The organism is Streptomyces sp. NPDC051219, from assembly GCF_040682335.1.
Lineage (GTDB): Bacteria > Actinomycetota > Actinomycetes > Streptomycetales > Streptomycetaceae > Streptomyces.
The window spans coordinates 1-26703 of sequence record NZ_JBFBAS010000028.1; the positions used below are offsets into that span (position 1 = coordinate 1).

29 protein-coding genes and 1 pseudogene are annotated in these 26703 nt (G+C 69.8%); 11 read left to right on the forward strand and 19 right to left on the reverse strand.

Annotation, left to right across the window (positions count from 1 at the left end; genetic code table 11):
• Positions 1-814: 814 nt before the first annotated feature.
• Both AB0M62_RS26180 and AB0M62_RS26185 read right to left on the reverse strand, forming a co-directional pair.
• Positions 815-1732, reverse strand: a complete 918-nt coding sequence (locus AB0M62_RS26180) for a hypothetical protein (RefSeq protein WP_366076741.1) — start codon at positions 1730-1732, stop codon at positions 815-817.
• 102 nt (positions 1733-1834) lie between these two features.
• Positions 1835-2188: a DUF3846 domain-containing protein gene (locus AB0M62_RS26185; RefSeq protein WP_366076742.1), complete on the reverse strand. Its 354-nt coding sequence runs from the start codon at positions 2186-2188 to the stop codon at positions 1835-1837.
• 561 nt (positions 2189-2749) lie between these two features.
• Here AB0M62_RS26185 and AB0M62_RS26190 point away from each other — a divergent pair.
• Positions 2750-2998, forward strand: coding sequence for a hypothetical protein (locus AB0M62_RS26190; RefSeq protein ID WP_366076743.1), 249 nt, complete (start codon positions 2750-2752; stop codon positions 2996-2998).
• 63 nt (positions 2999-3061) lie between these two features.
• On the opposite strand, the gene AB0M62_RS26195 is transcribed toward AB0M62_RS26190, so the two are convergent.
• On the reverse strand, positions 3062-4618 hold the full coding sequence (locus AB0M62_RS26195) for a serine/threonine-protein kinase (protein ID WP_366076744.1): 1557 nt from the start codon (positions 4616-4618) through the stop codon (positions 3062-3064).
• 225 nt (positions 4619-4843) lie between these two features.
• On the opposite strand from AB0M62_RS26195, the pseudogene AB0M62_RS26200 reads away from it, so the two are divergent.
• From AB0M62_RS26200 to AB0M62_RS26210, 3 genes and pseudogenes are all read left to right on the forward strand, one after another.
• Positions 4844-5020 (forward strand): annotated as a pseudogene (locus AB0M62_RS26200) (hypothetical protein); the annotation flags it as partial.
• Between the two features lie 8 nt (positions 5021-5028).
• A complete protein-coding gene (locus AB0M62_RS26205) occupies positions 5029-5253 on the forward strand; it encodes a hypothetical protein (RefSeq protein WP_366076828.1) in 225 nt (74 codons plus the stop codon).
• An 89-nt stretch (positions 5254-5342) separates the two neighbouring features.
• The gene (locus tag AB0M62_RS26210; RefSeq protein ID WP_366076745.1) at positions 5343-5630 is read left to right on the forward strand and encodes a hypothetical protein; all 288 of its coding nucleotides are present in this window, start codon (positions 5343-5345) and stop codon (positions 5628-5630) included.
• A 198-nt stretch (positions 5631-5828) separates the two neighbouring features.
• Here AB0M62_RS26210 and AB0M62_RS26215 read toward each other — a convergent pair whose 3' ends face one another.
• Positions 5829-6125, reverse strand: coding sequence for a hypothetical protein (locus AB0M62_RS26215; RefSeq protein ID WP_366076747.1), 297 nt, complete (start codon positions 6123-6125; stop codon positions 5829-5831).
• A 235-nt stretch (positions 6126-6360) separates the two neighbouring features.
• Positions 6361-6807, reverse strand: coding sequence for a hypothetical protein (locus AB0M62_RS26220; RefSeq protein WP_366076748.1), 447 nt, complete (start codon positions 6805-6807; stop codon positions 6361-6363).
• Between the two features lie 661 nt (positions 6808-7468).
• Between AB0M62_RS26220 and AB0M62_RS26225 the strand changes: the two genes are divergently transcribed.
• The gene (locus tag AB0M62_RS26225; protein ID WP_366076749.1) at positions 7469-8758 is read left to right on the forward strand and encodes a PIN domain-containing protein; all 1290 of its coding nucleotides are present in this window, start codon (positions 7469-7471) and stop codon (positions 8756-8758) included.
• Between the two features lie 210 nt (positions 8759-8968).
• Here the strand turns inward: AB0M62_RS26225 and AB0M62_RS26230 are convergent, their stop codons facing one another.
• From AB0M62_RS26230 to AB0M62_RS26250, 5 genes are all read right to left on the reverse strand, one after another.
• The gene (locus AB0M62_RS26230; protein WP_366076750.1) at positions 8969-9121 is read right to left on the reverse strand and encodes a hypothetical protein; all 153 of its coding nucleotides are present in this window, start codon (positions 9119-9121) and stop codon (positions 8969-8971) included.
• Positions 9121-11208, reverse strand: a complete 2088-nt coding sequence (locus AB0M62_RS26235; RefSeq protein WP_366076751.1) for a hypothetical protein — start codon at positions 11206-11208, stop codon at positions 9121-9123. The genes AB0M62_RS26230 and AB0M62_RS26235 overlap by 1 nt, the downstream gene beginning before the upstream one ends.
• Before the next feature lie 981 nt (positions 11209-12189).
• Complete coding sequence (locus AB0M62_RS26240) at positions 12190-12498, reverse strand: hypothetical protein (RefSeq protein ID WP_366076752.1); 309 nt, start codon at positions 12496-12498, stop codon at positions 12190-12192.
• Positions 12499-12571: 73 nt separating this feature from the next.
• Positions 12572-12832, reverse strand: coding sequence for a hypothetical protein (locus AB0M62_RS26245; RefSeq protein WP_366076753.1), 261 nt, complete (start codon positions 12830-12832; stop codon positions 12572-12574).
• Positions 12829-12954, reverse strand: coding sequence for a hypothetical protein (locus tag AB0M62_RS26250; protein ID WP_366076754.1), 126 nt, complete (start codon positions 12952-12954; stop codon positions 12829-12831). Before AB0M62_RS26250 ends, AB0M62_RS26245 begins: the two co-directional genes overlap by 4 nt.
• 460 nt (positions 12955-13414) lie before the next feature.
• Here AB0M62_RS26250 and AB0M62_RS26255 point away from each other — a divergent pair, with 460 nt between their 5' ends.
• From AB0M62_RS26255 to AB0M62_RS26265, 3 genes are all read left to right on the forward strand, one after another.
• On the forward strand, positions 13415-13594 hold the full coding sequence (locus tag AB0M62_RS26255) for a hypothetical protein (protein ID WP_366076755.1): 180 nt from the start codon (positions 13415-13417) through the stop codon (positions 13592-13594).
• 190 nt (positions 13595-13784) lie between these two features.
• Positions 13785-14630, forward strand: coding sequence for a hypothetical protein (locus tag AB0M62_RS26260; protein ID WP_366076756.1), 846 nt, complete (start codon positions 13785-13787; stop codon positions 14628-14630).
• Positions 14627-14833, forward strand: coding sequence for a hypothetical protein (locus AB0M62_RS26265; RefSeq protein ID WP_366076757.1), 207 nt, complete (start codon positions 14627-14629; stop codon positions 14831-14833). The genes AB0M62_RS26260 and AB0M62_RS26265 overlap by 4 nt, the downstream gene beginning before the upstream one ends.
• Positions 14834-14896: 63 nt before the next feature.
• On the opposite strand, the gene AB0M62_RS26270 is transcribed toward AB0M62_RS26265, so the two are convergent.
• The 6 genes from AB0M62_RS26270 to AB0M62_RS26295 form a co-directional block, all read right to left on the reverse strand.
• The gene (locus AB0M62_RS26270; RefSeq protein WP_366076758.1) at positions 14897-16297 is read right to left on the reverse strand and encodes a hypothetical protein; all 1401 of its coding nucleotides are present in this window, start codon (positions 16295-16297) and stop codon (positions 14897-14899) included.
• A gap of 559 nt (positions 16298-16856) precedes the next feature.
• Positions 16857-17234, reverse strand: a complete 378-nt coding sequence (locus AB0M62_RS26275; RefSeq protein WP_366076826.1) for a helix-turn-helix transcriptional regulator — start codon at positions 17232-17234, stop codon at positions 16857-16859.
• 24 nt (positions 17235-17258) lie between these two features.
• A complete protein-coding gene (locus AB0M62_RS26280) occupies positions 17259-18293 on the reverse strand; it encodes a tyrosine-type recombinase/integrase (protein WP_366076759.1) in 1035 nt (344 codons plus the stop codon).
• A 186-nt stretch (positions 18294-18479) separates the two neighbouring features.
• Entirely contained in the window at positions 18480-18710 is a 231-nt protein-coding gene (locus AB0M62_RS26285) for a hypothetical protein (RefSeq protein WP_366076760.1), read from the reverse strand.
• A gap of 108 nt (positions 18711-18818) precedes the next feature.
• Entirely contained in the window at positions 18819-19487 is a 669-nt protein-coding gene (locus AB0M62_RS26290) for a DUF1963 domain-containing protein (protein ID WP_366076761.1), read from the reverse strand.
• Between the two features lie 317 nt (positions 19488-19804).
• On the reverse strand, positions 19805-19993 hold the full coding sequence (locus tag AB0M62_RS26295; protein ID WP_366076762.1) for a hypothetical protein: 189 nt from the start codon (positions 19991-19993) through the stop codon (positions 19805-19807).
• 131 nt (positions 19994-20124) lie between these two features.
• On the opposite strand from AB0M62_RS26295, the gene AB0M62_RS26300 reads away from it, so the two are divergent.
• Positions 20125-20643 (forward strand): TadE family protein, encoded by a 519-nt coding sequence (locus tag AB0M62_RS26300; protein WP_366076763.1) that lies wholly within the window; start codon positions 20125-20127, stop codon positions 20641-20643.
• A gap of 20 nt (positions 20644-20663) precedes the next feature.
• Here AB0M62_RS26300 and AB0M62_RS26305 read toward each other — a convergent pair whose 3' ends face one another.
• The 3 genes from AB0M62_RS26305 to AB0M62_RS26315 are packed head-to-tail and all read right to left on the reverse strand — an operon-like array spanning position 20664 to position 21938.
• The gene (locus tag AB0M62_RS26305; protein ID WP_366076764.1) at positions 20664-20999 is read right to left on the reverse strand and encodes a hypothetical protein; all 336 of its coding nucleotides are present in this window, start codon (positions 20997-20999) and stop codon (positions 20664-20666) included.
• 36 nt (positions 21000-21035) lie between these two features.
• Complete coding sequence (locus AB0M62_RS26310) at positions 21036-21572, reverse strand: DUF4262 domain-containing protein (protein ID WP_366076765.1); 537 nt, start codon at positions 21570-21572, stop codon at positions 21036-21038.
• Positions 21573-21620: 48 nt separating this feature from the next.
• A complete protein-coding gene (locus tag AB0M62_RS26315) occupies positions 21621-21938 on the reverse strand; it encodes a hypothetical protein (protein ID WP_366076766.1) in 318 nt (105 codons plus the stop codon).
• Between the two features lie 354 nt (positions 21939-22292).
• Between AB0M62_RS26315 and AB0M62_RS26320 the strand changes: the two genes are divergently transcribed.
• Together AB0M62_RS26320 and AB0M62_RS26325 are read left to right on the forward strand one after the other, a co-directional pair.
• Positions 22293-22745 (forward strand): Tad domain-containing protein, encoded by a 453-nt coding sequence (locus AB0M62_RS26320; protein WP_366076767.1) that lies wholly within the window; start codon positions 22293-22295, stop codon positions 22743-22745.
• Complete coding sequence (locus tag AB0M62_RS26325) at positions 22745-26269, forward strand: hypothetical protein (RefSeq protein ID WP_366076768.1); 3525 nt, start codon at positions 22745-22747, stop codon at positions 26267-26269. The genes AB0M62_RS26320 and AB0M62_RS26325 overlap by 1 nt, the downstream gene beginning before the upstream one ends.
• Positions 26270-26703: the final 434 nt, after the last annotated feature.

Sequence of the window (26703 nt, forward strand, 5' to 3'; positions counted from 1 at the left end):
GGGGGCGGAGGGAGCTAAAGCTCCCTATTGAATTCCGCCTTTCGGCGGAATTCCGCAGGAATTCGCCTGTCGGCGAATTCGGGGTGGTTTATGATAAGCCCCTTCGGGGCTTATTCTGGGCGGGGTTGAATTGCCTTTCGGCAATTCGGGTTGTGGGGGTTTTGAAAGCCTTTCAGGCTTTCTTTCGAATTCCCGCGTTGCGGGAATTGATGGTGTGTGAGGTGACGGGGTGTCCGCCGGTGGCGGACACGGTGGGGGTGGGGGTGGGGCCCCTGTCGGGGCCGGGGGGTGCGGGGGTGTTTCGTAGTGGGGGCGTGGCTAGAGTCTGGGTTCTGTCCCCATATCCCCTGCCTGCTCGGTGGGGTGATGGTGTGTCGGGCGGTATGTGGGGGCCCCTGTCGGGGCCGAGGGGGCCGGGGTGGGGTGACGGTGCCGGTACGGCGGTACGTGCCCGGGAGCCGCCGCCCCGTTCCGGGGCGCGGCGCGGAGTGACTCCCTGCCGCCCTGACGGGCTCACCACTTCCCCCCCAGACCGCGCCGGAATTCCCCCGCACAGACAGGCCGGCCCCGGAATTCAGACACGGCCTTACGGCCGAAAATGCGGGGCGAAGAAATACCGACCGAAGGGGCGCATCCCCCGCCCGGACAATTCCTCGCACCACCACCTGACACCCTCTCACATCTCATCGAAACTGACGATACGTCACAGACAATCTAAAAGAATTGGAGCGTCACAAGAAAGGAGAAATGAAGGGTAGAAGAAAGAGGGCAGGCAAAGGAAAAGGCCCCTTTCGGGGCCGTTTTCCGGTCGGTTTCACATGGCCAATTCGAGCTGCTGCGCGCCCGGTTGCACCGGGCTGGACGTCTCCGGGCCGTAGACGACGTTCCACGGGCCTGCCGTGGGCTTCGCTCGGGGCTCCAGCACCATCACGACCGGCTCGCTGCCGTCCGAGGGGATCACCGTGCGGCGGGCCGGGTCGGTCCGCTCGCCGGGCAGCCACGTGGTGACGATCCCGGTGAGCGTCTGGCCGGTCTCGGGGTGCTGCCACGTCACCCAACTGCCGGGCGAGTAGCAGCCGGTGGCGGGCTTCGGTGCGGTGCCCTTGCGGCGGTCCCGCTGCCATGCCTTGCGCACCCGCTCCGGGGTGTCGGCGGCGGCGCGGACGGTGCCCAAGACGCGCGGGATGCGCTTCTGAGCGTCTGCCAGGATCTCGTCCCGCCTGCCGGGCAGGCCGGCCGCGAACGCCTCCCGTACGGCCGTGTGGTCGGTCCCGCTGACGGACACCGTGACAGTCCACTCGCCCTGCACGCGGAAGATGCGCGTGGACTCCTCCCACTCGACCGGCTGGAAGGCCGCGCCCTTGGCGGCGATGGCGGCCAGAGCCTCCCGGCGCATCTCGCCCACCACCCGCTCGTACGCCTCCTTGCTAGCGGTCCGGCGCGTCTCCGCGACCGCTGCGCGCCGCCAGCTCTCCACGGACGCGTACAGGTGCGCCACGTCGGCCGAGGGCTCGACCGTCGCGATCTCGGCGAGCAGCGGGGCGACTTCCTGGTTCACGCGGGCCTCTGCCACCCGCTCCCAGGGCTGTTCGGCTCCGGCGTAGTGCGCCGCCCAGCCCACGGGGCGGATGCTCTCGGGCAGGTGCGTGATGCTGCCGAACTCGGCGATACGGGCCGACAAGGTCAGGACGCTGACGGACTGACTGACGGTCTCGGCGGTGCGCGCGCTCATCACAGGTGCCCTTCTCGGAGTGGTGTTCTCGGCGCGACGGAGGTGCCACTCCCCCACCGCAAGGGGCCGGAACAGCCCTTCCGGCTGCTCCGGCCGTGGGGCTTAGAGCTCCTCTTCGAGGCTGGTCAGCAGTGCCAGGAGCTTGTCCTTGCTGAGCGGCACCGTCTCGCCCTCGGCGTCCGCGCCGCCGGTCAGCAGGACGGGCCCGTGGTAGTCCTGGTAGGTGAAGCCGAAGCGGAACGCCAGCACCGTCGCGAGCTTGTTGACCGGGTGGTTGTAGAGCCCTTCGTCGTCCAGCCACATGTCCACCTGGTCGGTGAGCGCCACGACGTCCACCCGCTCGCAGCGGATCACGGAGCGCATGACGACCAGCCGGTTGTCGGTGTCGGCGGGCAGGTTGACCGGGACGATGTCCGCCTCGGGGGTGATGAGCAGGGCGCCGGGCGTGTGGGTCATGGTGACTCCATCTCTCGCAGAGGTGTGTTCTCGGTGTTGGCCGACTGCCACCGCCGACCAACAAGACAACTATATCCCATACAGATCACTGACGTCTATGGGAACTGCCCTTCACCGGCAGGGAATCGCTCCGCCGATCCGGGCCGGGTGGGGCGCAGCCGGTCGGGCCGCGCCCCGGTGACCGGCGTCAGGCCTCTACCGGGGGGGCATCGGCATACTCCGCGCCCCGACTCGGGCGGGACTGGAGAGGTGAGGGACGCAGCCGGAGGCGGCGGCAGAAGACCGCGGCGGCGGCCGGAAACCGGGGGGGCCGGGCGCCCGCTCTGCCGCACCATCTCCGGGACCGCCGAACGGCCGAGCCCACCAGGCCATGGAGTGGCCGACCAGGTGAACCCCTTCGCAGGGCGCGTACCCAGCGCGCACCAAAGCAAGTTGAGCGTGTGGTCGGCGAAGGGACCGCCATGGCAAACAAGCCCCGGGAGCATCATCACGCGCGTCGCGAAGCAGCAGCGACAGGCCAAGGCCGCTGCCGCGCGGCATGCCAACCTAACCGTGACTGCCATGGCCGCTGCTGTGCGGCTTGACTCGTTCCCCGTACTACACGAGGGACAAATCAGAGTCCTCACCGCCGAACGGATCCGAGCCCGCTTCGAGGCCGAGCTCGCCGCCGATGGCGAGCCGCCCCTGGACGGCGACCGCGAGTTCAGGAGCATCCTCACCGAGGACGGTCACAACGGATCGCTCCGGCTGCGGCGCGACGGCTATTGGGAGTCGGACGTCGACTACTTCACCGCGGCTCCCACCCCCTGACCTGCGCCATGCCTCCCGACACGCGCGCTACGCCGACGGCGCCCCGCTGCGCGGAATGACGGCTCATCCGGCGGGCGTTCGGCTGGTGAGGGCGCGCCACCACCGCGCGGCCCGGGGGCCAGCGGCGGGGTCCGGCGGAACAGCGGCGGTCGTCCATGCCCGGTGGACGGCAGTGGGCAGCTCCGGGAAGTCGGGGTCGTGGCGGGCTATGTGGTCGGCGATCGTCGGCAAGGCGTCGTAGGTGGCGGCGATCAGCCGGTCAGCGAGGTAGAGCGCGTTGCCCTGGTAGCCAGCCATCTTCAGCACATAGGCGCCTGGACCGCGGAAGTAGGCAACCGCCTCGACGGCCTTCCGCGGGTCTTTCCGCAGCATCCTGTGCAGATGCTGCGCGCTTTGCGCATCATCGCCAGCCCGCAGGCGCATGGCTGCCAGGAGAGCGCTGCTGTTGTGCGAAGCGATGAACGACGTCAGGGTGCTCGCTTCAAAACGGCCGGAGTCGTGGGTTGTGAGGCTGTCCGAGAGCCGCATGGCAGTGCGGAGGGCCTCCTCGCCCACCGCGCGGATTTCCTCCAGGGCAGCTACCAGTTGGGCCCGCGGCTCCGTCGTGGCCGGAGCCGCGGTGACCGTGGCGGAGCTGGAGATGCCGGGGCCGGAGTCGGGTGCGGCGGTAGGGAGGGCCCACAGAGTGGTGGGCAGCGGCGAGAGGCCGGCGCCGCGGGCATCGATGAGCGTGGGGAAGGCCGCGGCACCGGCGGGTCCGTGGAGGGTCGCGGCCTGGCTCGCGAGTTCGGCGGCCGGGCGCCGTGCAGCCGGGTCCTTGGCCAGGGCCGCGGCGACCAGGCCAGCCAGACCGGCGGGCACGCCGTCGAGTTCGGGCTCCGCGGCGATGATGCGGTACTCGATGCCGGTGGGCGCCCCGAACGGGTGCTGGCCGGTGGCGGCGTACGCGATGAGGAGGCCCCAGGCGAATAGGTCGGAGGCGGTCCCGGTGGCGGCGCGCTCCAGCTGCTCGGGGGCCATCCATCCCGGCGTTCCCGTGGTCACGCGGGTCGCGGTTATAGCGGTTGCGTCCAGGTGATGTGCGATTCCGAAGTCCACTACACGGGGGCCGTCGGCGGCCAGGATCACATTCGCGGGCTTAAGGTCACGGTGGGCGACACCGGCACGGTGGATACAGGCCAATGCGTGCGCGGTGGCCGCGGCAAACGTCGCCAGGGAGGCTCTGGTGAGCGGCCCATGAGCCTGGACGTGCTCGGCCAGGGTGCTGCCCGCTACGTACGGGGTGGCCAGCCAGGGCCTGGCGGCCGAGGCGTCTGCGTCGGCCAGCTCGAGCAGGTACGGGCCGGAGACCTTGGTCAGGGTGGCGATTTCACGGGCGAACCGGCGGCGGTGCACCGGATCCGCCGCGAACTCCGGGTGAAGCACCTTCACGGCCAGAGGCACACCGCCCGGCGAATGCGCATAGTAAACAGTTCCCATGCCGCCGGCCCCGAGGCGGCGCAGCGGACGGTAGGGACCAATCCGATCCGGCAGTCCAGCCGTGTCCACCGCAGGTGTCCTCCACGCATCTCGATGCCGGTCAGGCAGTGATCGTAGCCATGCCCGGGGCAGGACAGGCATCAACGGATGCCAGCAGACGCCCTGGCAGTCTCAACGGTCAGCCATCGCTCCCGTGGCTCTGCTCGGAGGAACGTAGACGTAGCGCCGCCTACGGGAGTGCACTGAACGCGGCGCAGCAGATTGGTGTGGTCGTACCGCTCGATCTCGCCTGACTCTTGCAACTCGGTGTAAAAGCTTGCGGTACTGCTGGCGACGGAGGTCCTGTTCATCGTCTGGTTCCACCGCGTGCGCACGAACGCCGACGTCTTCGCTCCGTACGGCCATACCCGGGGCCGTGGCTGGGCGATCGGCGCGTTTCCGATCGCCAACCTCTGGATACCGCGCGGAATCACTGTCGGCAGCTGGCGGGCGAGCGTCCCGGAGGGGCCTGACCTCGAACTGCGCAAGGTCTCGGCCGCCGTCGTCAACGCGTGGTGGACGCTGCGGGTCGTCGCCGTGCTGACCGGCCGGATGACGTCCAAGAGTACGTCAGGGCCGCGGAACCGTGGGACCTGCCCGAGGCCGCGGAGCTGCTGGTCGCCGCGAACATCGTCGACATCACGGCCGCGGCTCTGGCCATGATGTTCGTACGGACGCTGACCTCGATGCAGCACCGCAAGATGCAGCGCAGCGCATCGGCGGCGCTTGCCGTCTGACCGAGAGCCGGAAGGCGGTCGGCGAAGACGGCGACCGGAGGAGGTACCAGTGTCTGGCCGATACGTTCTGTCGACGGGAAGATGAGGCCATGGCCAGACGGGACCGCAAGGCTGATGAGCGTCGACTCCACGCCCTTCAAGAATTCATTGCGGAAGATGCCGCGAGGCGAGGAAGGCCGACGCCCCCGCCGTTGCCGCCAACTCGTCCGACGCTAACGCAGCTCGTCGAGCCATGGACGCAAGCAGCCAAAAAGGCGGCCGAGGACCCGCTCAAAACAGTGGTCGTCGGGATCTTCACGATCAAGGTGATCGCGGCGGTCCTGTTCGTGCTGGTAGTAGCCGTCGGGGTCGTCTACACAGTCGTCGCGGGCACCTGACCCAGAGACCAACCACGGTTAAGGGGCGCGACCCCAGAAACGCCATGATCAAAGAGACGGTAACTCCCGATACGCTCAATGAACCTGGCAAACCGCAGCTCAGACGCGACCACCCTCGCCACCTCCACAACGAATGAACAAACCGAGCGGCCGATCCGGGCGGGCGCAGCCGGTCGGGCTGCGCCCCGGTGACGGGCGTCAGGCCTCGACCGGCGGGGCATCGGCATACTCCGCGCCGGGCTCCGGCGGGATCGGCTCACCGGTGGCGACGTCCGTGCAGTAGGCGCTGAAGATCTCGGCCCTGCCCAGCGGGTGGGCGGTGCAGTCGCTCAGTCGCCAGCCGAGGACACGGGAGGTGTCATCGGCGTGGTTGGTGCGCACGACCGCACCGCCAATGCGGCCGGACGTCAGCGCCAGCAACGCGATGACGCCGAGGGCGGCTTCCGCGTCAACGTCGGTGTATTCGCCGAAGTTGTGGAACGGCAGGACGGACACGGGCCCCACGGGCGCGGCCGGTGACCGAGACGGTCAGGGTGTGGCACCCGTCGCCGACGGCACCGAAGAGGCCCATCAGCAGGTCGGCGGCGCGCTCCGGGGTCGAGGGCCTCGGGGGAAGGCTGTAGGTCATGGGTCTGCCTCGCTTTCGAGTGGGGGTTCTCGGCGCGGCGGGGGTGCCACTCCCCCACCGCCGGGCCGGGGCGCAGCGGGTCGGCTGCGCCCCGGGATGGGGTCAGTCCTGGACGAGTCGCAGGGCGCGGGCCTGGGCGGCCACATCGAGGGCCGGGGAGCACCACTGGATGCTGTCGAGGACGATCAGGTCGGTGACGTCGTCGAAGCCCTTGGGGGCGCTGGCGAGCATGCGGAGGTAGTAGGAGAACGCGAGCGCGTCCAGTTCCCTGGCCGGGCCGGTCTTGGGAAGCGGCGGGTTGGTGCGCAGGGCCGCGACATAGGCCAGGGCGAGCAGGCCGAAGATGTCCGATTCGATGATCTCTTCAATCGTCCAGCCGGTGCGCTGCGTCAGCGGCACCATACGGGCCAGGAGATAGCCCATCGCGTCCTCCATCTCAGCCTCGGTGTACGGCATTTCCGGCGCGGAGGCCGGAGCCGGGACGGGGACGGGGACGGGGACGGGGACGGGGACGGCGCAGAGGTGACGGCGGGCGTTCTCGTTCGGCATGGTTCTCCCTCGGATCGGAGTGTGCGCTTCCGGCTGCGGACCGACTGCCACCACCGATCCGCATACTTCAATTATGCATTCTCCAAGTATTCATTTCAAGGGTTCTGGAACAATTCGCGGCCGCATTTCCCGTGGTCGGGGCGGGTTTTGGACCCCGGGTGCGGGGCACCGTGCGGGCCGTGCCGTGCCGTCGCCCCAAGGCGCGCAGCGCCGTGGGCCGAAGGGAACGACAGCACGAAACGAGGCAGCCGGGGCGCACAGCGACCCCGCCGACCGACCGCCGGCCCCCCGTGCGTGAGAGCGCGCAGCGCACGGACCGGGCACTCCGCTGCGCTCCGACCCGGGGAGAGAACGGGTGCTGCGCCCCCAAGGTGATGCGCCTGCCGGACTGCTGCGCCCGGGCCCCCCGCGGGCGGTGACGCGGGGCCGGCGGCTTCGGCGAGGCTCCGGCCGGCCTCCCCCTGCCCGGCGGCCAAAGGGGGGCCGGAGAAGTGAGGGGGCGCAGCCGGACGGCTGCGCCCCGTGGATCAGACCTCGTCGTCCCACCTGCGGCAGTGCTCGTAGGCGAGGGCGACGGCCGTACCAGTCAATTCTCGTACACAGAACTTGATTCGGGGTGCTATTCCTTGCGGGACATACGGCACCACCCAAAGGCAGCCTCATGATCATTCTGGACACCTGTGTCATACGCGGCATGAGCCTCGACAGCAGCGACGCCGAGGTCCTCCGCGCCATCAGGCGGACCAAGACGGAGCGCGTCGGTGCCCCTTGGATGGCTGTGGAGGAGCTCGCGGCCCAGAAGGCCATCGAGTACGTCGAAGCGCACCGGGCGGCGGCGACCGCCCTTACCCAACTGCGGCGCAAGAGCCACCAAGTGGAGCCGGTGCTCGGCGCGGCAGACCCCGAGGGGGTACGAAAGCTCTGGCGGGCGAAGCACGGCGAGCTGCTGGAAATACTGCCCACTAGCGAGGCGGCGCTCCGCGAGGGCATGCTCCGGGAGGCTAACGTCCTGCCCCCTGCCAAACGGAGGGGCGAGGGCAACAGGGCCGTGAAAATCGGCGCCCGTGACGTGGCGATCTGGCTGACGGCCGTGGAGTACGCGCGGGACCACCCCGACGAGACGGTGTACTTCGTCAGCAGCAACCACAAGGACTTCACCAAGGGTGGGGGCGCTGCCTATCCCCCTCCAATGGACGCTGACGTCGAAGGCCTGGGCGACCGGTTCCGACACCTGACGAACCTCGGTGAAGTCCTCGCGTTGGTCGCCCCTCGAGTCGAGGTCGACGAGAGCGAGGTGCGGACGGTGCTGGCGGAGCACGCCGTCCTGTACGTCCACGACATGGCGCGCGGCATCTGGGGCAGTCTCGACGCTCAGCGGCCGTTCCAGGTCATGACGCAGGCCGGCACGGTCGACGACGCGCTGGGCTGGCTCGGTCACGGGCACCTGCCCGAGGTCAAACTCGTGGACGTGAACGATGTTCAGGCCTACCGACTCGGTGACGCGGAGTATTTCGTCGCCTCTACTCGCTGGCAGATCGCCGGTCCGACACTCGTCGGCGGTCGCTTCGTCATGGCGGCGTGCCACTGGAACCCACGCCTCCTCGCCAACGTCACGCCGGAGAACCGCAGCATTCAGATGCTCGCCCACGGAACCATTCAGGCCGTCCCCAACCCGGAAGAGGTCGACTGGCGGTCGCCTATCTACAAGACCTTCCCGCCGGACGCCATCCTTCAGGTGGCAAAAGACCAAAACCGTAAGCCGACATGGTTGGAGGTCTTCCTCGCAGTGACGGCGACGCTGGGGATGACGCCCAGCGAAAGGCAGTCGTACCTCGACGCCGTGCAGCCGGGCCTCGACACCATGTGGACGGACGGGGACCGTCACCATCTGCTGGAGGCGAAGGGGCACTCGTCAGCACCCGTCGACGACGAGCCCGACAACGACGCGTAGCGGTACCGGTCTGGCCGGTGTGGCATCACCGGCCAGACCCAGCACATCACCGCCATCGCAGTCTCCGGCGGGTGCGGAGTTCGAAGGCGACTCATGGTCGGCGGGTGCGACGGGCTGGTGAGATGCGAGCGCCTATGGGACAGCGCCTTGAAGAGCACGGACCCATAGGCGGAATCGCGAGACGCTGCGTTCCAACTTACGGCTGACGTATTACTTGATCAGCTGGTTCGCAAGTGCCATCACTACCACGCCGATTCCGATCGCCACGCCGATGGCAGGGTGCTGGAGCGACACGTACACGGTGAATCCTCCGAGCAAGAGAAGGACGACCATGCGAAGGCTCATCTGCCCGTCGTTGTCCATCACGCCTCCCTACGGTCGGCGTCTTCGGACTGGCCCGGGTCGGGTACGGCGGGAGGGCGCACATCGATGAGGAGGTCCTCCAGGGCGCGCACAGTCTCGTGAATCGTCCGCCACTCGGCCCGGCTGCCCATGGGGTGCGCCTTGAGCGGGTGGGGGAAATCGGCCGCCTCGGTGATCAGGTTCTTCACGACGCTGGCAACCTGTCCGAGCGTGTGGAGCAGGTCGGTCCGGCGCTGCTCGTTGCGCCCTTCCCTGGACTGCATCCGTCCCGCGGCTTCCGCCTGAGCTGCCCGACGCTTGCGCCGTTCGTCAGCGGTGCGCTCGGGGTCAGCCTGTTCGAAAAGGTCGCCCTCGAGCAGAGTCTGGAAGGCGGCACCATCCGGGACCGGTCGGCCATCGGCGTCGACGTAGAGATAGGTGTAGTCCGCCTTAACGGAGCGTCCCTCGCCTGTGCCGCCGGCCTTGGTGGGGTCAAAGGTCTCGACCACGGCCTGGGCCTGCCGACGTCCGTGGGCGGTGGTGACCCAGGAGGAGAGGAGGAGCGACGGGGTGGCCCGGTACGGGACACGGCCGTCGTCGACCTTGCTACCGGTGTCCCGGGTGAGCACCGCGTCGGCCATCAGCGCGGTGCCGGCGAGGACAGCCAGCGTGGTGGTCGCGTTGGTGTCGCCTGCGTCGGCCTCCTGGCGAAGGTGCTCTGGGGAACCGAGGACCGGCTTCCAGTCCAGAAACACCGGGGAGCTCAGCGCCCCGCCGTTGCGCCAGGCACGGCGGGCGACGTCAGTGGTGCCCGGCTTGGCGGCGCGCCAGGGCATGTCGATCAGCACGCCCAGGAAGCCGGCGTACCGCTCGTCCCGCACCTGCCCGAAGCCACGGTCGCTGCGGATGAACCGCTTGGCCTCGACAAAGAGGCGCGGCCTCGTCAGGACGTAGACGATTAGCAGCGCCCGCCACAGCGGCGTGATGCGTCCGTCAGTGCCGCACAGGCGACCGAGGTCCACATCCAGTTCCTGGGCGAATGCCTTGACCTGTTCAGCGGTGAGCGCCTCGTCAGCGACCAGCGCGGCAAATTCCTGGCTGACCAGCCCGCGGCTCAGCAGGTGACCCACCATCCGTCGGGCGGTCATCGCGTCCTGGGCGGCGTCCCCCCACGGGTTGACGCTGATGTGCCGGGCGCTCTGCGCGGTCGCGATCGCGGCCGGGAGGGTGTCGGGTGCCGCGTCCTCGGGGATCACGGCGCCGACGACCAAGCGGAGCGGGACACGGCGGGCCTGCAGCTGGCGCAGGGTAGCCATGCTCAGGCCATCCCGTTCCAGGGCGGCGTTGTGCTGCTCAGCGTCCTGGGTGTACCGGCGGCGGCGGGCGGTACGGGATGCGACGAAGTTGTCGCCGAAGGATGCGGCGACCAGCCGGGCCACGTCCGCCGCGGTGGCCGTTGGGTTGTGCACGCGGACTCGGCAGGCGCTCACCGACCGAGAGATGCCGTCGAAGAGGGACGCGATGATGGTCGGCTTGCTGCGATCGGCGTAGTGCGCCTCGACGATGACAGCCTCAACCGGCGTCATAACTCCGTGGCTGAGGATGGAGTCGCTGTAGTCGGCCCCCTCCTGCCGCAAGGTCTCGCGAGCCACGGCCTCTACGACCTCTCGGGCCGCTGCCGGGGTGGCGAAGTCCACCCGCAACTGGGCCAGTTGCCGGCCGACGGAATCGACGACCCCAGTAGCCGCTGGAGTGCTGGGGGCGTTGACCAGGTGCGACAGCCGGGGGTTCCCCAGCACTGTCGACAAGTTGGCACCGTCAGCGACGCCTTCCAGGACGTACAGCGCGGTCGCCCCGGCGTAGAGGGTGCCAAGCCCGTCGACGCCGTCCTTGTGGGCGGCCAGGAGAGTCAGGCGGGGAACGTCGATGAAGATTCCCGTAGCCGTCTCGATCGCCTCGGGAGAGAGGTTGATCCGCGGGTTGTCCCGCATGGCCCGCCGGAGCGCTCCGAGCGCCTTGGCCTCAGGAATGGGGAGCGGTTCAGGGACCCGCTCGATGTCCAGGACGCTGCCGTCCTCGGACGTGATCTGCACAGCAGCAGAACTCATGATCGAGCTCCTGCTCGTCATGTCATGCGTGCCCTCGTACCGTACGAGGGCGACCTCCCGCACCAAGGCGGACGCGGGCCACCGCGAGGGGGCTTCCACGCGAAACCGTCCACGTCAGGCCAGGAACGAAGAGGTCATTAGGGAGGAATCTGTTTTCCATGCAGCTTTCCCACGACCACCGCAGGCTGCCAGCACACCAACTGTCAGTGGTGTACGCGTCCCTCGCTGAGCGCTTCTCTGTTCAGTCGAGCACATACTCTAGCGCCCCGAACGAGCCGGCAATCACTACAACTCAAGTCCCAGACCGAGCAGTTGCCAGAACCGTCACCAAGTCGGCAATGTCGCCAGGTCATCGCGCCATACCGAATCCTGGGAACATCCACCACCAGGGGAATCGCTCCGAGTACGGCGAGTAGTGGTCGCGGCTGTGAGAGGCGCAGGTGAACCTGACTGCGATGGACCGGTTCGTGACGAGGCAAGCCTCCCGGCGCTGAACCCGACGCAACCACGGCGCCCGCAGCGGATTCGTCAGATGGCACGCAGCGACGTGGGGCAGGGCGCAGCGAACCAACCTACCTGGCGGCACGGACGGCAGCGCCCCGCCCCCGGGGGAAAATGCGGGGCTCCGCGCCCCACGGTGCTGCGCCCGACCGACCGCTGCACCCAGACTCCCCGCAGGCCTGCCGCCAGCGCCGGCGGACTCAGCAAGGTCCGGCCCGCCTCTCCCCTATCCGGCGACCGAGGGACGTCGGGAGAGACCGGACGCAGCCGGACGACTGCGCCCCGTGGATCAGGCCTCGTCGTCCCACCTGCGGCAGTGCTCGTAGGCGAGGGCGGCGGCCGTGTCGGGGTCGGGGGCGTCGAACTCCTCGGCCCAGCGAGTGAAGTCGGCCTAGCTGGTGGCGAGCAGCTCGATCTGGTCGGCGACCGGGCCGGGCAGGACGGCGGCGATGAGCAGCTCGGTGCAGTCGACGTCCAGGGTCAGGCCGATGACGGTGAACATCTGGGCGCCTGCTGCGGACATGCGATCAGCTCGAACGTCGCGCTCTCGATGGCCCGGGTTCGCAGGTCTCCCTCGAACGCCGCGACGACGTAGGCGCCGTTGTCGCCACCCCACAGGGTTTCGGGCCTCTCGCCGTCCTCGCCCTCGGCGCGGTGCGGGAAGCGCTCCAGAACGGCCTCGGCCGCGTTCTGCTTGGCCTCGTCGAGGGTTTCTCCCTCGACGACGACGGCGAAAGCCGAGGCGAGATCCCAGCAGTCGTACCAGTCACCGACGATCGTGCATTTCATGGATTTCCCCTTTCTCGGTTATCCGGAGGGACGGGCCCCGAAATGCACGTCCGGAGCCCGGGGCGACCTGGCGTCAGAGGCGCCGCGCGACCGGTACGCGGGCGTTGATACGCAGCAGGTAGAGGTCGAGCAGCGTCAGGGCCTGGTCCTCGGCGAGCCCGTGGACGGTGTCGGTCCTGGAGTCCGTGACGCCGGTGAAGACGACGTCGCCGAAGTGCAGGCCCGGGTGCGGCTGATAGGCCAGCAGCAGGGCCGAGGCGTGCGGGTTGCGCGGGCGGCGCAGCCCGATGGCGACCTCGTCCGCCCACATCGTCAGCTCGCCCGTGAGACTCACCGGCCGGGCGGTATCGCAGCGTGCTGCGGGGTGGTGACGGTGCCCCAGTCGAGCAGACGGAAGATGCCGGTGGGCGACACCCAGAGCGCGAAGGTCCAGGCGGCCGCTGCAGTCGCGGGCATAGCTGCCCCCTTTGATCAGAGTATGGGTTTCGGTGCTGGCCGACTGCCACCGCCAACCAACAAGACAACTATACCATTCATGCGTCACATTCGGGGGTATCGGGTGCTGCTCTTCTCTCAGCGTTTCCCGAGGTCAGCGGCCATTTGGGGGATAGCCGGCCCTGCATCGCCGCGCACCGCCGACGCATCGACGAGCGGCCGCCACGGGCCGGGGCGGCCAGCCAGGCAGACAGGCGCGCCCCGGCGCGGCCGGTTCCTCAGGCGGTCTTTTGCAACGGTGCCCGGGCCCGCGGCTTGTCCTGCCTGTCCTTGCCCCGGTCAGAGCCAGGGAGCCACACAGCTCAGCTTCCCGACGCCGGAGCTCGTCTCAGCGGCGGCCGGACTCTTCCAGAAGCGGCCCGGATGGGCCGGGGAGGAAGGCCCGCGCCCGCTGCTGACGATCACGCCCGGCGTCGTCTCCGTGTCGTGGCCGGACGTGGCCCGGCGGGAGCGGACGGCGGAGCGGGCACACGAGACCGCCCCGAAGCGGGCCGAGGACCTGGCCCGGTACCTGCGGGAGCACGACCACCTGCCGGAAGACACGGGCCGCTCGCCGCGCTCGGGCGAGGCGTGGCCGGGCAACCTGGGCGGCCAGCGCTGAGGACTGCCCCTCATGCCTGGATGGGTCATCAGGCAGATGGCGGCTGCCGCTTGGCGATCTGTTCGATGAGCTGGCTCTGGAGACGGATGCCCATGGTCTGGTCAACAAGCGATCTGCTTCGCAGCTCTTGCGCGCGACTCAAAAGCGTCGTCGGAGGTCGGGGGCAGACCACGACGAGGGGGCTTATGCCATGAGTGTGGATGCAGAGATCGTCGAGGCCGTTGACGCGGTGCTGGGCGGGGAAGACGCGGCGCGGATCGAGCAGGACGCTGCGCGAATCGAGGAGCTGGCCTGCGGTGCGTTCGAGGGGCTGGCCTACGAGGCGTTCGAGATCGAGATTTACCGGGAGGCCGAGCCGATCCTGCTCGGCATGCTCCGCAAGGGCACGCTTGCCCGGCTCGCCCTGAAGCAGTGCAAGAGCCGGGGCTGGAAGTTCTTCGTCCACGAGGACGACATGCGCCTGCTGCACAGCAGCAGCAGCGAGCGGGACGTCATCATGGTCGACGTGCTCGCCGAGGCGATGCGCAAGTTCCGCCGCGACCTGCAGAGCGGGCGGGGCTGGACGGCGGACTACAACGGACCGCGCGGCGCCTGCTGCCTGATGACGTACTTCATCGGCCAGTGCGTGTGGGTGTTCCGGCGCGCGTACGTGAGGTGGGCCAGGCAGCGGGTCAGCTGGGCGCGGCTGCACGCCGTGTACGACTTCACGGAGGACGCCGCGAACGAGGCCGGTATCGGCGGGCTGCTCCAGGCCACCAGCTACGAGATCGAGTCGGAGGTGTTCAGCACGGACTTCGAGGACATCCTCGAAGAGCAGGCGCCGGAGACGCAGGCGGTCGTGCGCCTGACGGTCATGGGATTCCCGGACACCGAGATCGCCGAGCGGCTGAAGCTCACCAGCGCCACCGTCCGCAAGCGTAGGTCGCGGTTCAGGACGGCCCTGTACCAGGCTGCCCGCGAGCGCCGGATCTGGATCCCGGGGCAGCTGCACACGCAGGCCGTCTCCCGCAGGCAGAACCAGCGGGGTGCGGCGTGAGCGTGCAGAACCTCCTGATCCTGCTTCTGGTCCTGGTTGCCCTCGTGGCCCTCTCCGCCATCGCAGGTCTGATCGGCTACAACGTCGCCCGCGAGGGGGGCTCGTCGGTCTCCACGGCCATCGGCCGCGGCAGCTTCGTGTTCTTCAGCGTCATGACGCTGTTCATCGCGCTGCTGGCCGTGCTGGTCCCGGCCGTGACGTGAGGCAGGGGTACATCGGGTCGGCCGAAACCTTCGGCCGACCCGGGGCCTTGCGGCGACTGGTCGTCACCCGGAGGCAAAGCCCCCAGCGGCGGTGTAGCGGGTGGCAGCCTGGATGCTGAGCCCGAACAGCTCGCAGATCATCCGGGCGTCGCCGCCGGCGCCCTGAACTTCGTCGACGATGCGGTCGCCGCGCAGCAGATGGCTGGAGGCGGGGTAGCGCCGGTACAGCCAGGGGCGGCTGACCGGCACGGTGGACAGGGCGGTGCGGCTGGTGACGAAGAAGTACCGGTTGGTGGTGTTCGGCCAGCACTGGGTGCGGTGGGCGAGGTAGACGGCCAGGCGTACGCGGACCGGTTCTGCGAGTGTGATGGTGCGGGCGGGCAGGTGCAGGCGGTCTGTCTCGAGGTCGCGGGCGTCGTTCAGGGTGAGGTGGCGGATCTCGCTCGCGCGCAGGGCGTGGAAGGCGAGCAGGGCGGTGACGGCGGCCCGGGCCGGGTCCGGGCCGGTGAGGGCCTGGCGGATCGGGGCGGTGTCGGCGGGCAAGGGAATGGTCTTCGAGGGGGTGCCGACGCGGAGGTGCACGGCCGGGTTCGAGGCAATGATGCGGTGGGCTGCGAGGGTGGTGAACACGGCCCGCAGGCCCGAGGCGGTGTGGGCGTAGTCGGTGCCGGTCAGACGGCAGGCGGTCAGCTGTATGCGGAGCTGGACGGGAGTGACGTCGGTGAGGTCGCGGGTGCCGGCGTCGGCGAGGCGGGTGAGCACGGGCAGCGCGAAGTGCAGCTGGTGGCGCACCGTGACCGCAGAGCGGGGCCGGCTGCGCGGGGGCCGGGCGTGGCCGTTGAGGCGGACGGTGAGCCAGTGGGCGAGCTGGCCGGTCATCGGCTCAGGCAGGCGGGCGGTGATGCGGGCGAACCAGGCGTCGATGGTCTGCGTGCGGTCGTCCTCGGCGAAGTGGTGGGCGGCGAGGAACTCGTGCAGCAGGCGGGCGGGCAGGCCGAGCCCGGTCAGCTGGTCGATCAGGCTCACCGGGACAGCAGAGCCGGGGGTGTCCTGCACCGCCAGCAGAATGTGCAGGCCGCGGCGGGCCCTGCTGAGCCTGCGGCGCGTCCAGCCGCGGGACGCGGCCCAGCCGGTCAGCTCCTGGACCAGCCATGCGGACGCAACCGGATCGGCCACCGCGTTGCGCTGGGCGGCGGCGAGAGTGCGGGGCGGCGGGGCGAACAGGACCGGCTGCCGGTGGGTCACGGCCGCCACCGGCGCCAACGTGTCTTCCGCGCCCGGCACCGCCGGCCCGTCAGCGGGGAGGCGACAGCGTTCCTGCGGGCGGGTGTTGGCCAAAGACAGCTGCACCCAGCCGCCCTCGAGGGCCTGGGCGTAGGACAGGCGTGTATCCCCCGTCGCGCGGCGCAGCCGGGCGCGCTGCAGCCAGCACATCCGGCACACCTGGTCGTGGTTGACCGCCACCGGCCGCCGGCACCACACGCACGGCCCGCCCGGCCCCGCCTTCGAGAACTTGCGGTGCCAGCCCAGACAGCCCCAGCAACGCCACCGCGAGGCCCGGCTGGTGCCCCACGCGAAGCAGTCCGGACACGAACCGCGGTGCTCCGGCGAGAACGGATGGCAGCCGGTGCACAGGCCCTGGTGATAGAAGAACCCCGCCCTGCCGCATGCCGAGCACGGCGGCGGAACATGCGGTCCCCCGGGCAGGCAGGCAAAGCAGACATCGACGCGCGGCACGGTGAACGCCACCGGCCGCACCCCGCACCCCGCACACACCGCAGGCCTGCCCCCACGCCTGGCCAGATCCTTTGCCCGCTCCGCCTCCCACCCGCTTCCCGCCCCACCCGGGAGTCCGGGCCCGGCGGGCGCGCCCCGGTGCCGCATCAACCGCTCCTCATCGTCACGCCTGCCGCACCGGACGGCCCAGCCCCGGGCCCGGCAGCCGGACCGGGCCAGGCCGCGCCGCGCTACACCGCCGCCCAGCAGCCCTCCAACCCGTCCTTGAGCCTTCGCTGCCGACCGCTTACACCGGTGGCAGCGACGGCCGCACCACGCCATCCCGGCCAGGCCCCTCCCCGGGCCCTGCTTCCCCGGGCCCGGCAGCCGGTTCGCCGCCGGCCCACGTACGGGCCCCTCCCGCGGCCGGGGCCGGCCCGTCCGCGGGCGGCGCCCACCCGGCAGACGTGTCCAGGACGAGCAGCCCGGCCGCGTCGCAGCCCAGCACCCGGCACAACACCTGAAGATCGTCCAGCCTCACCGACACCGGCGGCACCGTCGCCGACCACAGCGCCGACATCTTCCCCGCGCTGATCTCGAGCCCCGCCTTCGCCAGCAGCCGGCGCATCTCGACCGCCTTGAAAACGCCCCGCTCGGCCGCCCGCAGCCGCAACTCCCACCGCACGCGCTCCACCCGCTTTCTCTTCCCTCACGCCCACAACGGCCCCGCAGCGGCAGCGGCATACGTATCCGGGCCCATGAGACGCCCGGCGACCCGGGCGTTCGCCTCCTGCCAGCACCGCTCGATCCGCTCGGCGGGCACATGCACATACCGGGCCGTCGTCGACAGCCACACATGCCCCAGCAACGCCCCCACCGCCTCCAGCCCCACACCCCGCTCGTACAGGTGCGAAGCGCAAAAATGCCTGAGCGGGTGCGGCGTCAGCCTGCCCGACCACGCCGGCAGCCACCTCTCCACCGCTCCCGCCAGCCCCTGCCGCAAGGTCACCGCGCACGCCGCGCACCATCCGCCGCCGGGCGCGTGCCGCCGGCTCGGCAGCAGCACCGCCCGCCCACCCGCCAAGTCGTCGCCGAACTGCGGCCGTACCTCGGCCAGCCACCAGGCCAGCAGCCGGTCCACCCCGTCGATCGCCGGTACCAGCCGCTGCCTGGGCCCGCTGCCCCTGGCGCCCTTGCCCCAGCGCACGTGCAGCACCCCGTGCGCGCCCACCTGGGGATACCAGTCCCCCACCTCAAGGCGGACCGTCTCGTTGATCCGCAAGCCCACCCGCCGCCACAACGACGCCGCCACGTAATCCCGCGCCGCCACCAGGAAGCCCCGACCCGGCGTGCGCGGCAGCCAGGCCCGCCACGCCTGGAACAGCGTCTCCACCTCCCGCGCCGAGGGCGGAACGCGCACCCCCGCCCGGGCCAGACCCCGGGGCCGGTTGAACTCATCCACCGGCCGCGGCACCGGCCGGCCCGTCACTTCCTGAACCAGCCGCCCGTGCCGGGCCTCGACGAAGGCATAGAACCGGTACACCGCCTGCGCCATCTGCCCCCGCGTCTGCGTCCCCGCGCCACGATCCCGGGCCCCCGCCAGCCAGCCGTCCACATCCGCCGGCCCAACCTCCCACACCGAGCCCCGGGCGAACGCCAGCAACTCCCCCACCCACGCCCGCTGCTGGCCCACCCACCGGTCCGTCGCCCCCCGCGCCGCCAACGCCAGCACAAACTCATCCACCCACCGAGCCCCCAGCCCAGCCACCCCCACCCCCACCCCACCCGCAGCAGTCACCCGGCCACCCTGACCCCGCCCCAACAGCAATCACGACGAAAGATCAGGAATGCCGAACAACCGACCACCTCCCCGACCTGGAACACACCCTCCCTGACCAGCAACGACCACACAGGGGCCGAACCTGGCCTTTTAGGTAAAAGCCCGTGAGTTCACCAATACCGACGTGTTGATCCCGTTGAACCGAAGGGTGGTGGATCGATGACGACCCTCACCGTAGGGGCGGCTCGCGGTGCCCGAGGCTCCGTATCGGTCGAATGCCTCGCGGGCGTCCGGGACGAAACCGGGGCAATGGAGGAGGTCTTCCAGTTCGGGATTGGTCAGCCAGTCGAACCAGGCGACTTCCTCGGGGTCGGGCAGCACCCGTGCTGTGATGACAGCTGCGTGAGGGCCCCGCACATAGGGGCTGTTCACACCCTCGCGCAACAAGTCAAGAACGCTGAGGACAGGGCTCTGGTTGACCACTGCCAGTCACGAGCAGTCGAACCAGTGCCCGATGGGGCGGTCGGGGCAAGCACGGCACTCGAAGATGTACACGCCTCCGGCGTCGCCGAGGCACAAGCCCGCGGGGTTGTCCGCGGCCTCGGTCCAACCACTGTCGGTCCGGTCCTCTACCGGCAGCCACGTACGCCAGGATTCACCGTCGAACTCCCAGCTCGCGACGGTCAGCAGATGTTCCATGCGCCCACCGCATGCTTCGCAGTCGGGCCAGCATGGCTCCTGTGTCCAGCCAGGGTAGCCACCCAGCTTGATCCCAGGCGCCTCAGCCAAGTGATACCCGTAGTACAGACCGGTCGTGGCATGCAGCTCATCGAAGCGTTGCCGCAGCACGTCGCGCATATCCCAGGAAAGATCATTACTGGGGTACTCGGTCACCTGCTCCGGGTGGACCACGCAAGGGTTCGGATACCAGTCCTTGGGCAGCCCTTCCACCGGCGCCGGTGTGGACAGTATGCCTTTGATCCCACGAGAGTCCCTCCAGTGCACCTGCGGCAGGGGGTAGCAGTACTCGCCGTGCGCGTAAGGGCACCACAGCACCTGAAGCAGGTCGGTCCCCTCGGGGAACGGGATGCCTGGGGCATCGGCCTGGTGTACCTGAACCACGGGGACCATGGGCACGGCGGCTTGGAGTTCGCTCACCGTGTCGGGGTCGTAGTGCTCCTCCGCGCAGACAGGCCAAGGCTCTGCCGCAGGCCACAACAGTGGTCCTCCAACAGAACTGTCGTGACAGGAAGGGGAGCCGGCACGTGGGTGCAGGCGGACAGACTCACGGCGGAAGGGGATCAGCTCAGGGAAGAGCTCTTCCACGTTCACCGGGCGGGCAGGAGTACGACGGGGCATGCATCGGACTCTAGGACCCGGGTATGACAGCCAACCCTCTCGGCCCCCGGAACCGCGTTTCCCGACCACCGCTCTCCGTCGCGGTCACCTTGCGATACCGCGTGCGGATGTCCGCCCTACCTCGCGCCATGGGGGCCCGAAGTCTCGACGGAGTCGTCGGCCAAGGCGGGATGCCCGAGGGTGTTGGCGTAGCGGAGTGCGGCGGTGATCGAGAGTCCGAACTGGTCGCAGATGCGTCGGGCGTCCCCGCCGGTGGCGTGGATCTCCTGAAGGATGCGGTCTTCCCTCAGAGCCTGCGGCTTCAACTGGGCTGCGATCCATGGGAAGTTGCGACTAACCGGCGTGGTTCGCGGTGCGGTCCTCCGGTTGATGAACCTGCAGGTCACCACAACGTGCCCGCGGCAATCGAACCCGCGGGAGTAGAGACACCGGGAGGGTGAACTCCGTGCGAAACACGGCCCGATGGGCTCGCAGGCTTCGCAGCGATGAGGGCAGTGCCGCGATCGAGACGGCCATCATCCTCCCGTCGCTGATCATGTTCCTGTGTCTGGCTATCGCCGCAGGACGCCTCGTCACCTCCGGCTCGAAGATCGACGCGGCAGCTGAGGATGCGGCTCGGGAGGCGTCCATTCACCGCACGGCGGGGGCCGCCCAGGGGGCCGCGCATGCGGCGGCCGCCGAATCGCTGAACGATGAGGGCATCACGTGCGCGTCGAGCCGCGTCAGCGTCAACACCGGCGGCCTCAGCGTGCCGGTGGGCCAGGTAGGGACGGTCACCGTGACCGTGACCTGCACGGTCAATCTCTCCGATCTTCTGCTGCCGGGCGTGCCGGGGGCCCGCACGCTCACGTCGACGGCGACTTCGGTGGTGGATCAGTACAGGCAGAGAGCTCTTGGGTTCGCGAATTCTGAAGGGCAATGGAGTACGAACCGAAGCAGGGAGGCCGTGCGGTGAGCGGGCGAGAGTACTTGGGTTCACGCTCCTCGCGTCGCGCGATTCCGGGATCCTTCTCGGCAGGCTGCTCGTGCTGCGAGCCAGATGGCCTCGAACTCTTCGAGGGTGAGGTCGTGCGGCTCGTGTCCGTCCCACTCATGGAGGGGCACCTCGGCCGTGGCGCCGAACGTCGACTCGTAGTACGCGAGGGTTCCGGCCTGCTGAGCAGCTTGCCGTTCGGCCAGGGAGGCTGCGGCGATCGGCTTCTCGTGGGGGCCTTGGAGCTCGACCTGGCGGGTGACCCAGCCGTCGGCGTCGATCTCGAAGTAGAACCAGGTGTCTTCCTCGGTCCAGTAGCTGCGGAACCAGTGCTTCATGGCGTTATTGTCCGCGTCGGCGCCGTCGTCGTACGTTCACAGGTTCTGCGTCCATACGCCGGAAGGGTGTTCGTCGGGGTGCAGGTCCAGCCTGGGTTGGTGGGTCAGGAGGCTTTCGCCACCGGGCTGCCAGGGGAGGACTCCGTCGCTGTCGGGCCAGACGACCTGGAGGACTGGGAACGGCGGCTTGCAGTAGAAGTTGATCGCGGTGCCGAAGAACGCTTTGTACCAGCGGTAGTCGACAGCTTTGAGTACGACCGGAACAGAGGCGATGTCGTGCCGTTCCTGGTCCGCCTCCAGGCGCTGCCCTTCAACAGCCCGCTGGCCGAGGTCGTTCAGGAGTGTCTGCATCATGCGGACATCCAGACCGAACATCGCGAGCTCGGGGAGCCGGTGGCCATGCCACAGGCCGATTGTGTACGCCCAGCCGGGTGCCTCGTCGCGGCCGACGGGGACCATCGTGACCTGCCACCCGTGCTGCTGAATGACATCGACCGTCGACTGGATGCGGGGATCCAGCTCTTCGATGTCCTGGCAGACGACGCAGTGGCAGAGGGTGTGACCGGTGGGCATAGCCGTGAGGCTACGGGAGCGGTTCGGCCCCATGTTCAGCGGGATCGGTCAGGCGGAGGGGTTGGTGTCGGTGAAGCCGGGGTGGTCGACGACTTCGGTGTAGCGGAGGCTGGCGTTGATGGACAGGCCGAACATGTTGTGCAGGCGTTTGGCATCTCCGTGGCTTGCCAGGGCTTCGGCGAGGATGCGGTCTTCGCGGATCGAGCGGCAGCTCACGCCTGGGCCGAGGAGGAGTTTGATCCAGCGGATGCCGACGTTGCGGGTCTCCATCGCGCTGCGGCGGTTGATGAACAGGTGCGGGTTGGCGGTGTTGGGCCAGGTACCGGTCGGCGTCTTCCGCTCCGACCGCCCACAGGCGTCGATCACTGGACCGCACGAGTTCCACCGCCGCGCGGCAGTTGAACTCCACCGTGCTGTCCCCCGCTCCCGCGGCTGCGAGGGCCAGCGCGTATTGATCGACGATTTCCTGTTCGAAGTCCTCTTCATCAACCGCCGAGCTCAAGACCCGCGGCGAGGCCAGGTTCCGCACGGCCGCCAACGTCATGACTGCTCCAGTTCATCGGGAGTGCCGATGCTTCAGGAATATCGGAAGGCCGACACGATTCGTGGAGATGCTTCAAGAACTTCACCCCATCGAGGCACGCCCCTGGCCAGCACCGGAACACGGCCTGCAACAGCGGGGGCTGCCGAACCTACGACTTTTCCGACACGAGGTGACTGATGATCTTCCGGCAGAAGAGGCTGAGCCGGGCACGGTGGGATGACCGGGGAGGCGTCACCGTGTTCGTCGCCGTGTGCGTCATCGCGCTGATCGGCATCATCGGCGTCGCCGTCGACGGCGGCAGCAAGATGCGCGCCACCGAACGCGCCGACTACATCGCCGGCGAGGCCGCCCGGGCAGGCGGACAGGCCATCGACCCCGCCGAGGCCATCAGCGGCAACGCGATCGTCGTGGATCCACAGGACGCGGCTGCCGCAGCCCAGGCCTACCTGCGCTCCGCCGGCGCCACCGGCACGGTCAGCGTGTCCGGCGACGGCAAAACCCTCAACGTGAACGTCACCGGCAGGTACGACACGAAGTTCCTGTCGGCGGTCGGGATCGGCTCGTTGACGGTGACCGGCCAGAGCAAGGCCACCCTCCTGCACGGCGTCACCGCTGTCGAAGGAAACTGATGCGCACCACCCCCTCCCCCGGCGCAGCGGCCGGCCACACCCTGGGCCGGCTCCTGAAGGCCGGCTTGAGTTTGCTCGTCCTGGCCGCCGTGGTCGCCGGGCTGCCGCTGCTGCTGGCCTGGGTGACCCCGGTCATCTGGGAGGCCGGCCACGACGACCTCACGCACCTGTTGGACCGGCAGGACACCGGGGCGGCGTTCTTGTTGCTGCTCGTCGCGGTGGGCTGGGTCGGGTGGGCGCAGTTCGCGTTCTGCGCCGTACGCGAGCTGCTCGCACAGCTGCGGGGCCGGACCTGGCACGCCCCGCGCGCGCTGGGCGCCTCCCAGCGCGCCGCGGCTGTCCTGATCGGCAGCATCCTGGTGCTGCTGCCCACGAGTTCGGCGCTGGCCTGCGACGCCCAAGCCGCACCGGCCACCACCGCAGCCCACGTCCCCGGCCCAGCCCAGGCCCCGCAGGCCGCCGAACCCGCTCAGGCCTCGACTTCCCCGGCGAGCACACCGGCGGCCAGTACCACGTACGCGGTGCGCGAGACGCGGCCGGCCGAGAGCCTGTGGGGCATCGCCGAGCAGGAGTTGGGCGACGGCGAGCGGTGGCGGGAGATCGCCACCCTGAACGAGGGCCGCACCATGGCCGACGGCCAGGTCTTCAAGGCCAACAGCTTTCTGCAACCCGGCTGGCAGCTTCAGATGCCCGATACCGCCGCAGCGGCGAGAGACGTCCGCACGCAACCGGGTGCCGGCGCTCCTGATGCTGCCGAGGAGAGCAAACACGTCGTCACGGTCCACTCGGGCGACTACCTCTCGAAGATCGCCAAGGAGGAGCTCGGCGACGGCGACACGTGGCCGAAGCTGTTCGAGGCCAGCCGCGGCAAGCCCCAGCCGGACGGCCTGCCCCCCATCTCCGACCCCGATGTGATCTACGCAGGGCAGCAGGTCACTGTGCCCGGCGCCCAGCCCGACCAGCAGGCTCCGCCCCGGGACAGTGACCAGGGCGATGAGGCGGCCGGCCGGGAGACCACACCCCCCGCCACCCAACAGCCGGACGGCGAACAGCAGCCGGGCGATGGCACGGGGGATGAGCAGGCACCCGCGCCGGGCCACACCACAGCGCCCGCAACCCAGTCGCCGTCCCCCAGCACACCGGCCAGCCGCCCCGCCCAGCAGCCCGAGCAGCCCGAGCAGCCCGAGCAGCCCGGGCAGCCCGGGCAGGATCAGGCTTCTCCTTCCGCCACGGCCTCCGCGACGCCCCGGCCCGGCGCCAGCGCCTCCTCCTCTGCTGCCTCGCCGTCGGCGTCGGCTGAACCGTCCGGCTCCGCTGCCTCCTCCCCCCTCGCCACGGCGTCCGAGACCCCGGCGCCGGCTCCGGCCGGCAGCCCGCTGAACCTGCGCATCGTTCTGGGCGCCGGCGCGCTGCTGGCCGCCGCGGTCACCGGTGCTCTCGCCCTGCGCAGGACGCTGCAGCGCCGCCGCCGCAAGCCCGGCGAGAAGATCGCCATCGCGGCGCAGACGTCCCCGGCCGAGGCCCAGTTGACGGCGGCCGCCGAGCCAGGCGGAGCTGCCCGCCTGGACCTGGCCCTGCGGACCCTGGCCCACCAGGTGGCCCAGCAGGAGGACGCCACAGGCCTGCCGCCGCTGCGGGCCGCTCGGATCGGTGCCCGCACGGTGGAGGTGCTGCCCGAGGACCTCGCTCAGGAACCGCAGGCGCCCTTCGTCTGGGGGCAGGGCGGATGGTGGGTCCTGCCCGCCGATGCCGGACTCCTGGACGACGAAACCGCCCACGAGGTAGCGGCACCCTATCCGGGACTGGTCACCGTCGGCAGCACCGAGGCAGATGACCTCCTGCTGCTCAACCTCGCCCACGTGCCCGCGCTGCTGCTGGACGGCAACCCGGTCCACATCACCGAGGTCTGCACCTCACTCGCCCTGGAGCTCGGGATGAGCCCGTGGGCGAGCGAAGTCGAGATCGTCACCGTGGGGTTCGGCAAGGACCTGCCGCAGTTGCTGCCCAAGCCGCGGATCGCCCACATGCGCCACGCCGCGCACGCGCTGCGCGATCTGAGCGAACGGCTCCTGGAAGCCCACCAGATGCCCGAGACGAGTCACCAGCCATATCTGCTGCTGTGCGCGTCCCCTCTGGACGCGGACACGGCCTGGGAGTTCGCCGAAGTCATCGACAAGGCCGCAACGGTCCCCGTCACGCTGATCGCCCCGGCGAGTACGGCGGCCGCGCACTTCCCCGAGGCGCAGATCCTCAACGCCTCACTCAGCGAACCGCAGCACCTCGACTACGCCGGCGCCGACATCACAGTGCAGCGCCTTCAGCACGCCGCCTACCTCCAGATCACCGCCGCGCTGAAAGTGTCCGCACAGCCGGCCCACCCGGCCGAGGGCCCCTGGCAGGACGTCCCGGACGAACCCGACCACGTGGAGCAGCCCGCGCAGACCGCGCCGGAGAAGCCCGCCGCGCCTGCGACCGACGTGGCCCCAAGCTCCGCGTTGACGCCGGCCGGGGACGTGAGCGGCGAGGTCTTCCCGGCCCTGCTCGCCGCCACCACCGATCCGTCCGGACTCCGGCCCCTGCCCACCGCCCAGGCGCCGGCTCAGGCCGAGGAAGAACACGGCCCGGACACCGAAGCGACAGCGGCCCCGGCACCGGCGACCGCGGCGGCTACGCAGACGGCGGCCGCCCGGCAGGCCGCGCAGGCTGACGACAACGAAGACGCCGTCGAGGAAGGCAAGGCACCAAAGACGGAGGAACCCCAGGCTTACGACCTGCACGCGCCGGAGATCCGGGTCCTGGGCCCGGTCGAGGTGACCGGCGTGGACAGTACCGGCCACGGGCCACGGATGGCACAGCTCGCCGCATTGCTGTTCTTCCGGCCGGGGCGGAGCGCCGACGTGCTGTGTTCTGCCATGGACCCCGTCAGCCCCTGGTCATCGAGCACCCTCAACGCCCGATTGCAGGGCCTGCGTCGCTCCCTGGGCAGCGATCCCTCCGGCAGCCCCTACGTGCCTCGCCGCAGCTCCGGCGAGGACCCGTACCGGCTCTCCCCCGGCGTGCGCTGCGACTGGACCCGCTTCCTTCAGCTCGTCGAACACGCTCTGCCGCTGGGCCCGGCCGGCCTGACCGATCTGGAAAAGGCGCTCACTCTGGTGCGGGGCCGGCCGTTCGGAGGCAAGCCCCTGCCCTGGGCCGAGCCCTACCAGCAGGAAATGATCACGCGCATCATCGATGTGGCGCACACCGTAGCCACCTACCGCACCCCCGCGGGCCCGCACCACGACCTCAGCGCCGCCCGCCAGGCCGTCGCCACCGGTCTCGACGTCGACGACACGGCAGAGCTGTTGTATCGGGACTGGCTCCGAATCGAGCACACGGCCGGCAACCGGCAGGGGCTGCACACCGCCATCACCCGCATCCAGCAGATCAACCAGGCCCTGGACTGTTCACCGGAGACGGAGACCGAACAACTCATCAACGAACTGCTCAACGGCTCCGGTACGGCGGTGCACAAGGACCTGTAGCCGAGGGGGGCGCAGAGGCGCAGAGGCGCAGCACGTCACGTCACCACCGGCCGGAGGCGACATCACGGGCTGCGCACGCAAGCAGTTCACTGACGGCTGCCTTGTTTGAGGCGGGAGGACGTGTCCGCCACCCCGCCAGCGTTTTTGCGGACGCTCTGCGCAACCGCCTGCGCGCGTGCTGCACCAGCTCGTCCTCGAGCGCCGACACATCCCCCGGTTCCCGTGCGACGACGACGACGGCCCCGGCCAGCAGGTACCGGGCCCGCACCCGCGCCAGGCGCCCGCCAGGGCCCATGCGGGGCAGGTACCGGGAAAGCCCGACCGTCCACCCGCTGCCGCGCACGCGCAGAAACGGCCCCCTGGTGCGCCCCCTGCTCGATGGCGCCAGGGGACCCGACACATGCCCGGATCGCCGACTGCGCATCGCGATTGCC

Coding starts and splice junctions, on each gene's coding strand:
- AB0M62_RS26225 (WP_366076749.1), top strand. CDS start 7,469: ATGATCATTCTGGACACCTGTGTCATACGCGGCATGAGCCTCGACAGC.
- AB0M62_RS26230 (WP_366076750.1), bottom strand. CDS start 9,121: ATGGACAACGACGGGCAGATGAGCCTTCGCATGGTCGTCCTTCTCTTG.
- AB0M62_RS26250 (WP_366076754.1), bottom strand. CDS start 12,954: ATGCCCGCGACTGCAGCGGCCGCCTGGACCTTCGCGCTCTGGGTGTCG.
- AB0M62_RS26320 (WP_366076767.1), top strand. CDS start 22,293: ATGATCTTCCGGCAGAAGAGGCTGAGCCGGGCACGGTGGGATGACCGG.
- AB0M62_RS26310 (WP_366076765.1), bottom strand. CDS start 21,572: ATGCCCACCGGTCACACCCTCTGCCACTGCGTCGTCTGCCAGGACATC.
- AB0M62_RS26210 (WP_366076745.1), top strand. CDS start 5,343: ATGGCCAGACGGGACCGCAAGGCTGATGAGCGTCGACTCCACGCCCTT.
- AB0M62_RS26190 (WP_366076743.1), top strand. CDS start 2,750: ATGGCCGCTGCTGTGCGGCTTGACTCGTTCCCCGTACTACACGAGGGA.
- AB0M62_RS26260 (WP_366076756.1), top strand. CDS start 13,785: ATGAGTGTGGATGCAGAGATCGTCGAGGCCGTTGACGCGGTGCTGGGC.
- AB0M62_RS26220 (WP_366076748.1), bottom strand. CDS start 6,807: ATGCCGAACGAGAACGCCCGCCGTCACCTCTGCGCCGTCCCCGTCCCC.
- AB0M62_RS26180 (WP_366076741.1), bottom strand. CDS start 1,732: ATGAGCGCGCGCACCGCCGAGACCGTCAGTCAGTCCGTCAGCGTCCTG.
- AB0M62_RS26305 (WP_366076764.1), bottom strand. CDS start 20,999: ATGAAGCACTGGTTCCGCAGCTACTGGACCGAGGAAGACACCTGGTTC.
- AB0M62_RS26195 (WP_366076744.1), bottom strand. CDS start 4,618: ATGCCTGTCCTGCCCCGGGCATGGCTACGATCACTGCCTGACCGGCAT.
- AB0M62_RS26235 (WP_366076751.1), bottom strand. CDS start 11,208: ATGAGTTCTGCTGCTGTGCAGATCACGTCCGAGGACGGCAGCGTCCTG.
- AB0M62_RS26325 (WP_366076768.1), top strand. CDS start 22,745: ATGCGCACCACCCCCTCCCCCGGCGCAGCGGCCGGCCACACCCTGGGC.
- AB0M62_RS26185 (WP_366076742.1), bottom strand. CDS start 2,188: ATGACCCACACGCCCGGCGCCCTGCTCATCACCCCCGAGGCGGACATC.
- AB0M62_RS26240 (WP_366076752.1), bottom strand. CDS start 12,498: ATGAAATGCACGATCGTCGGTGACTGGTACGACTGCTGGGATCTCGCC.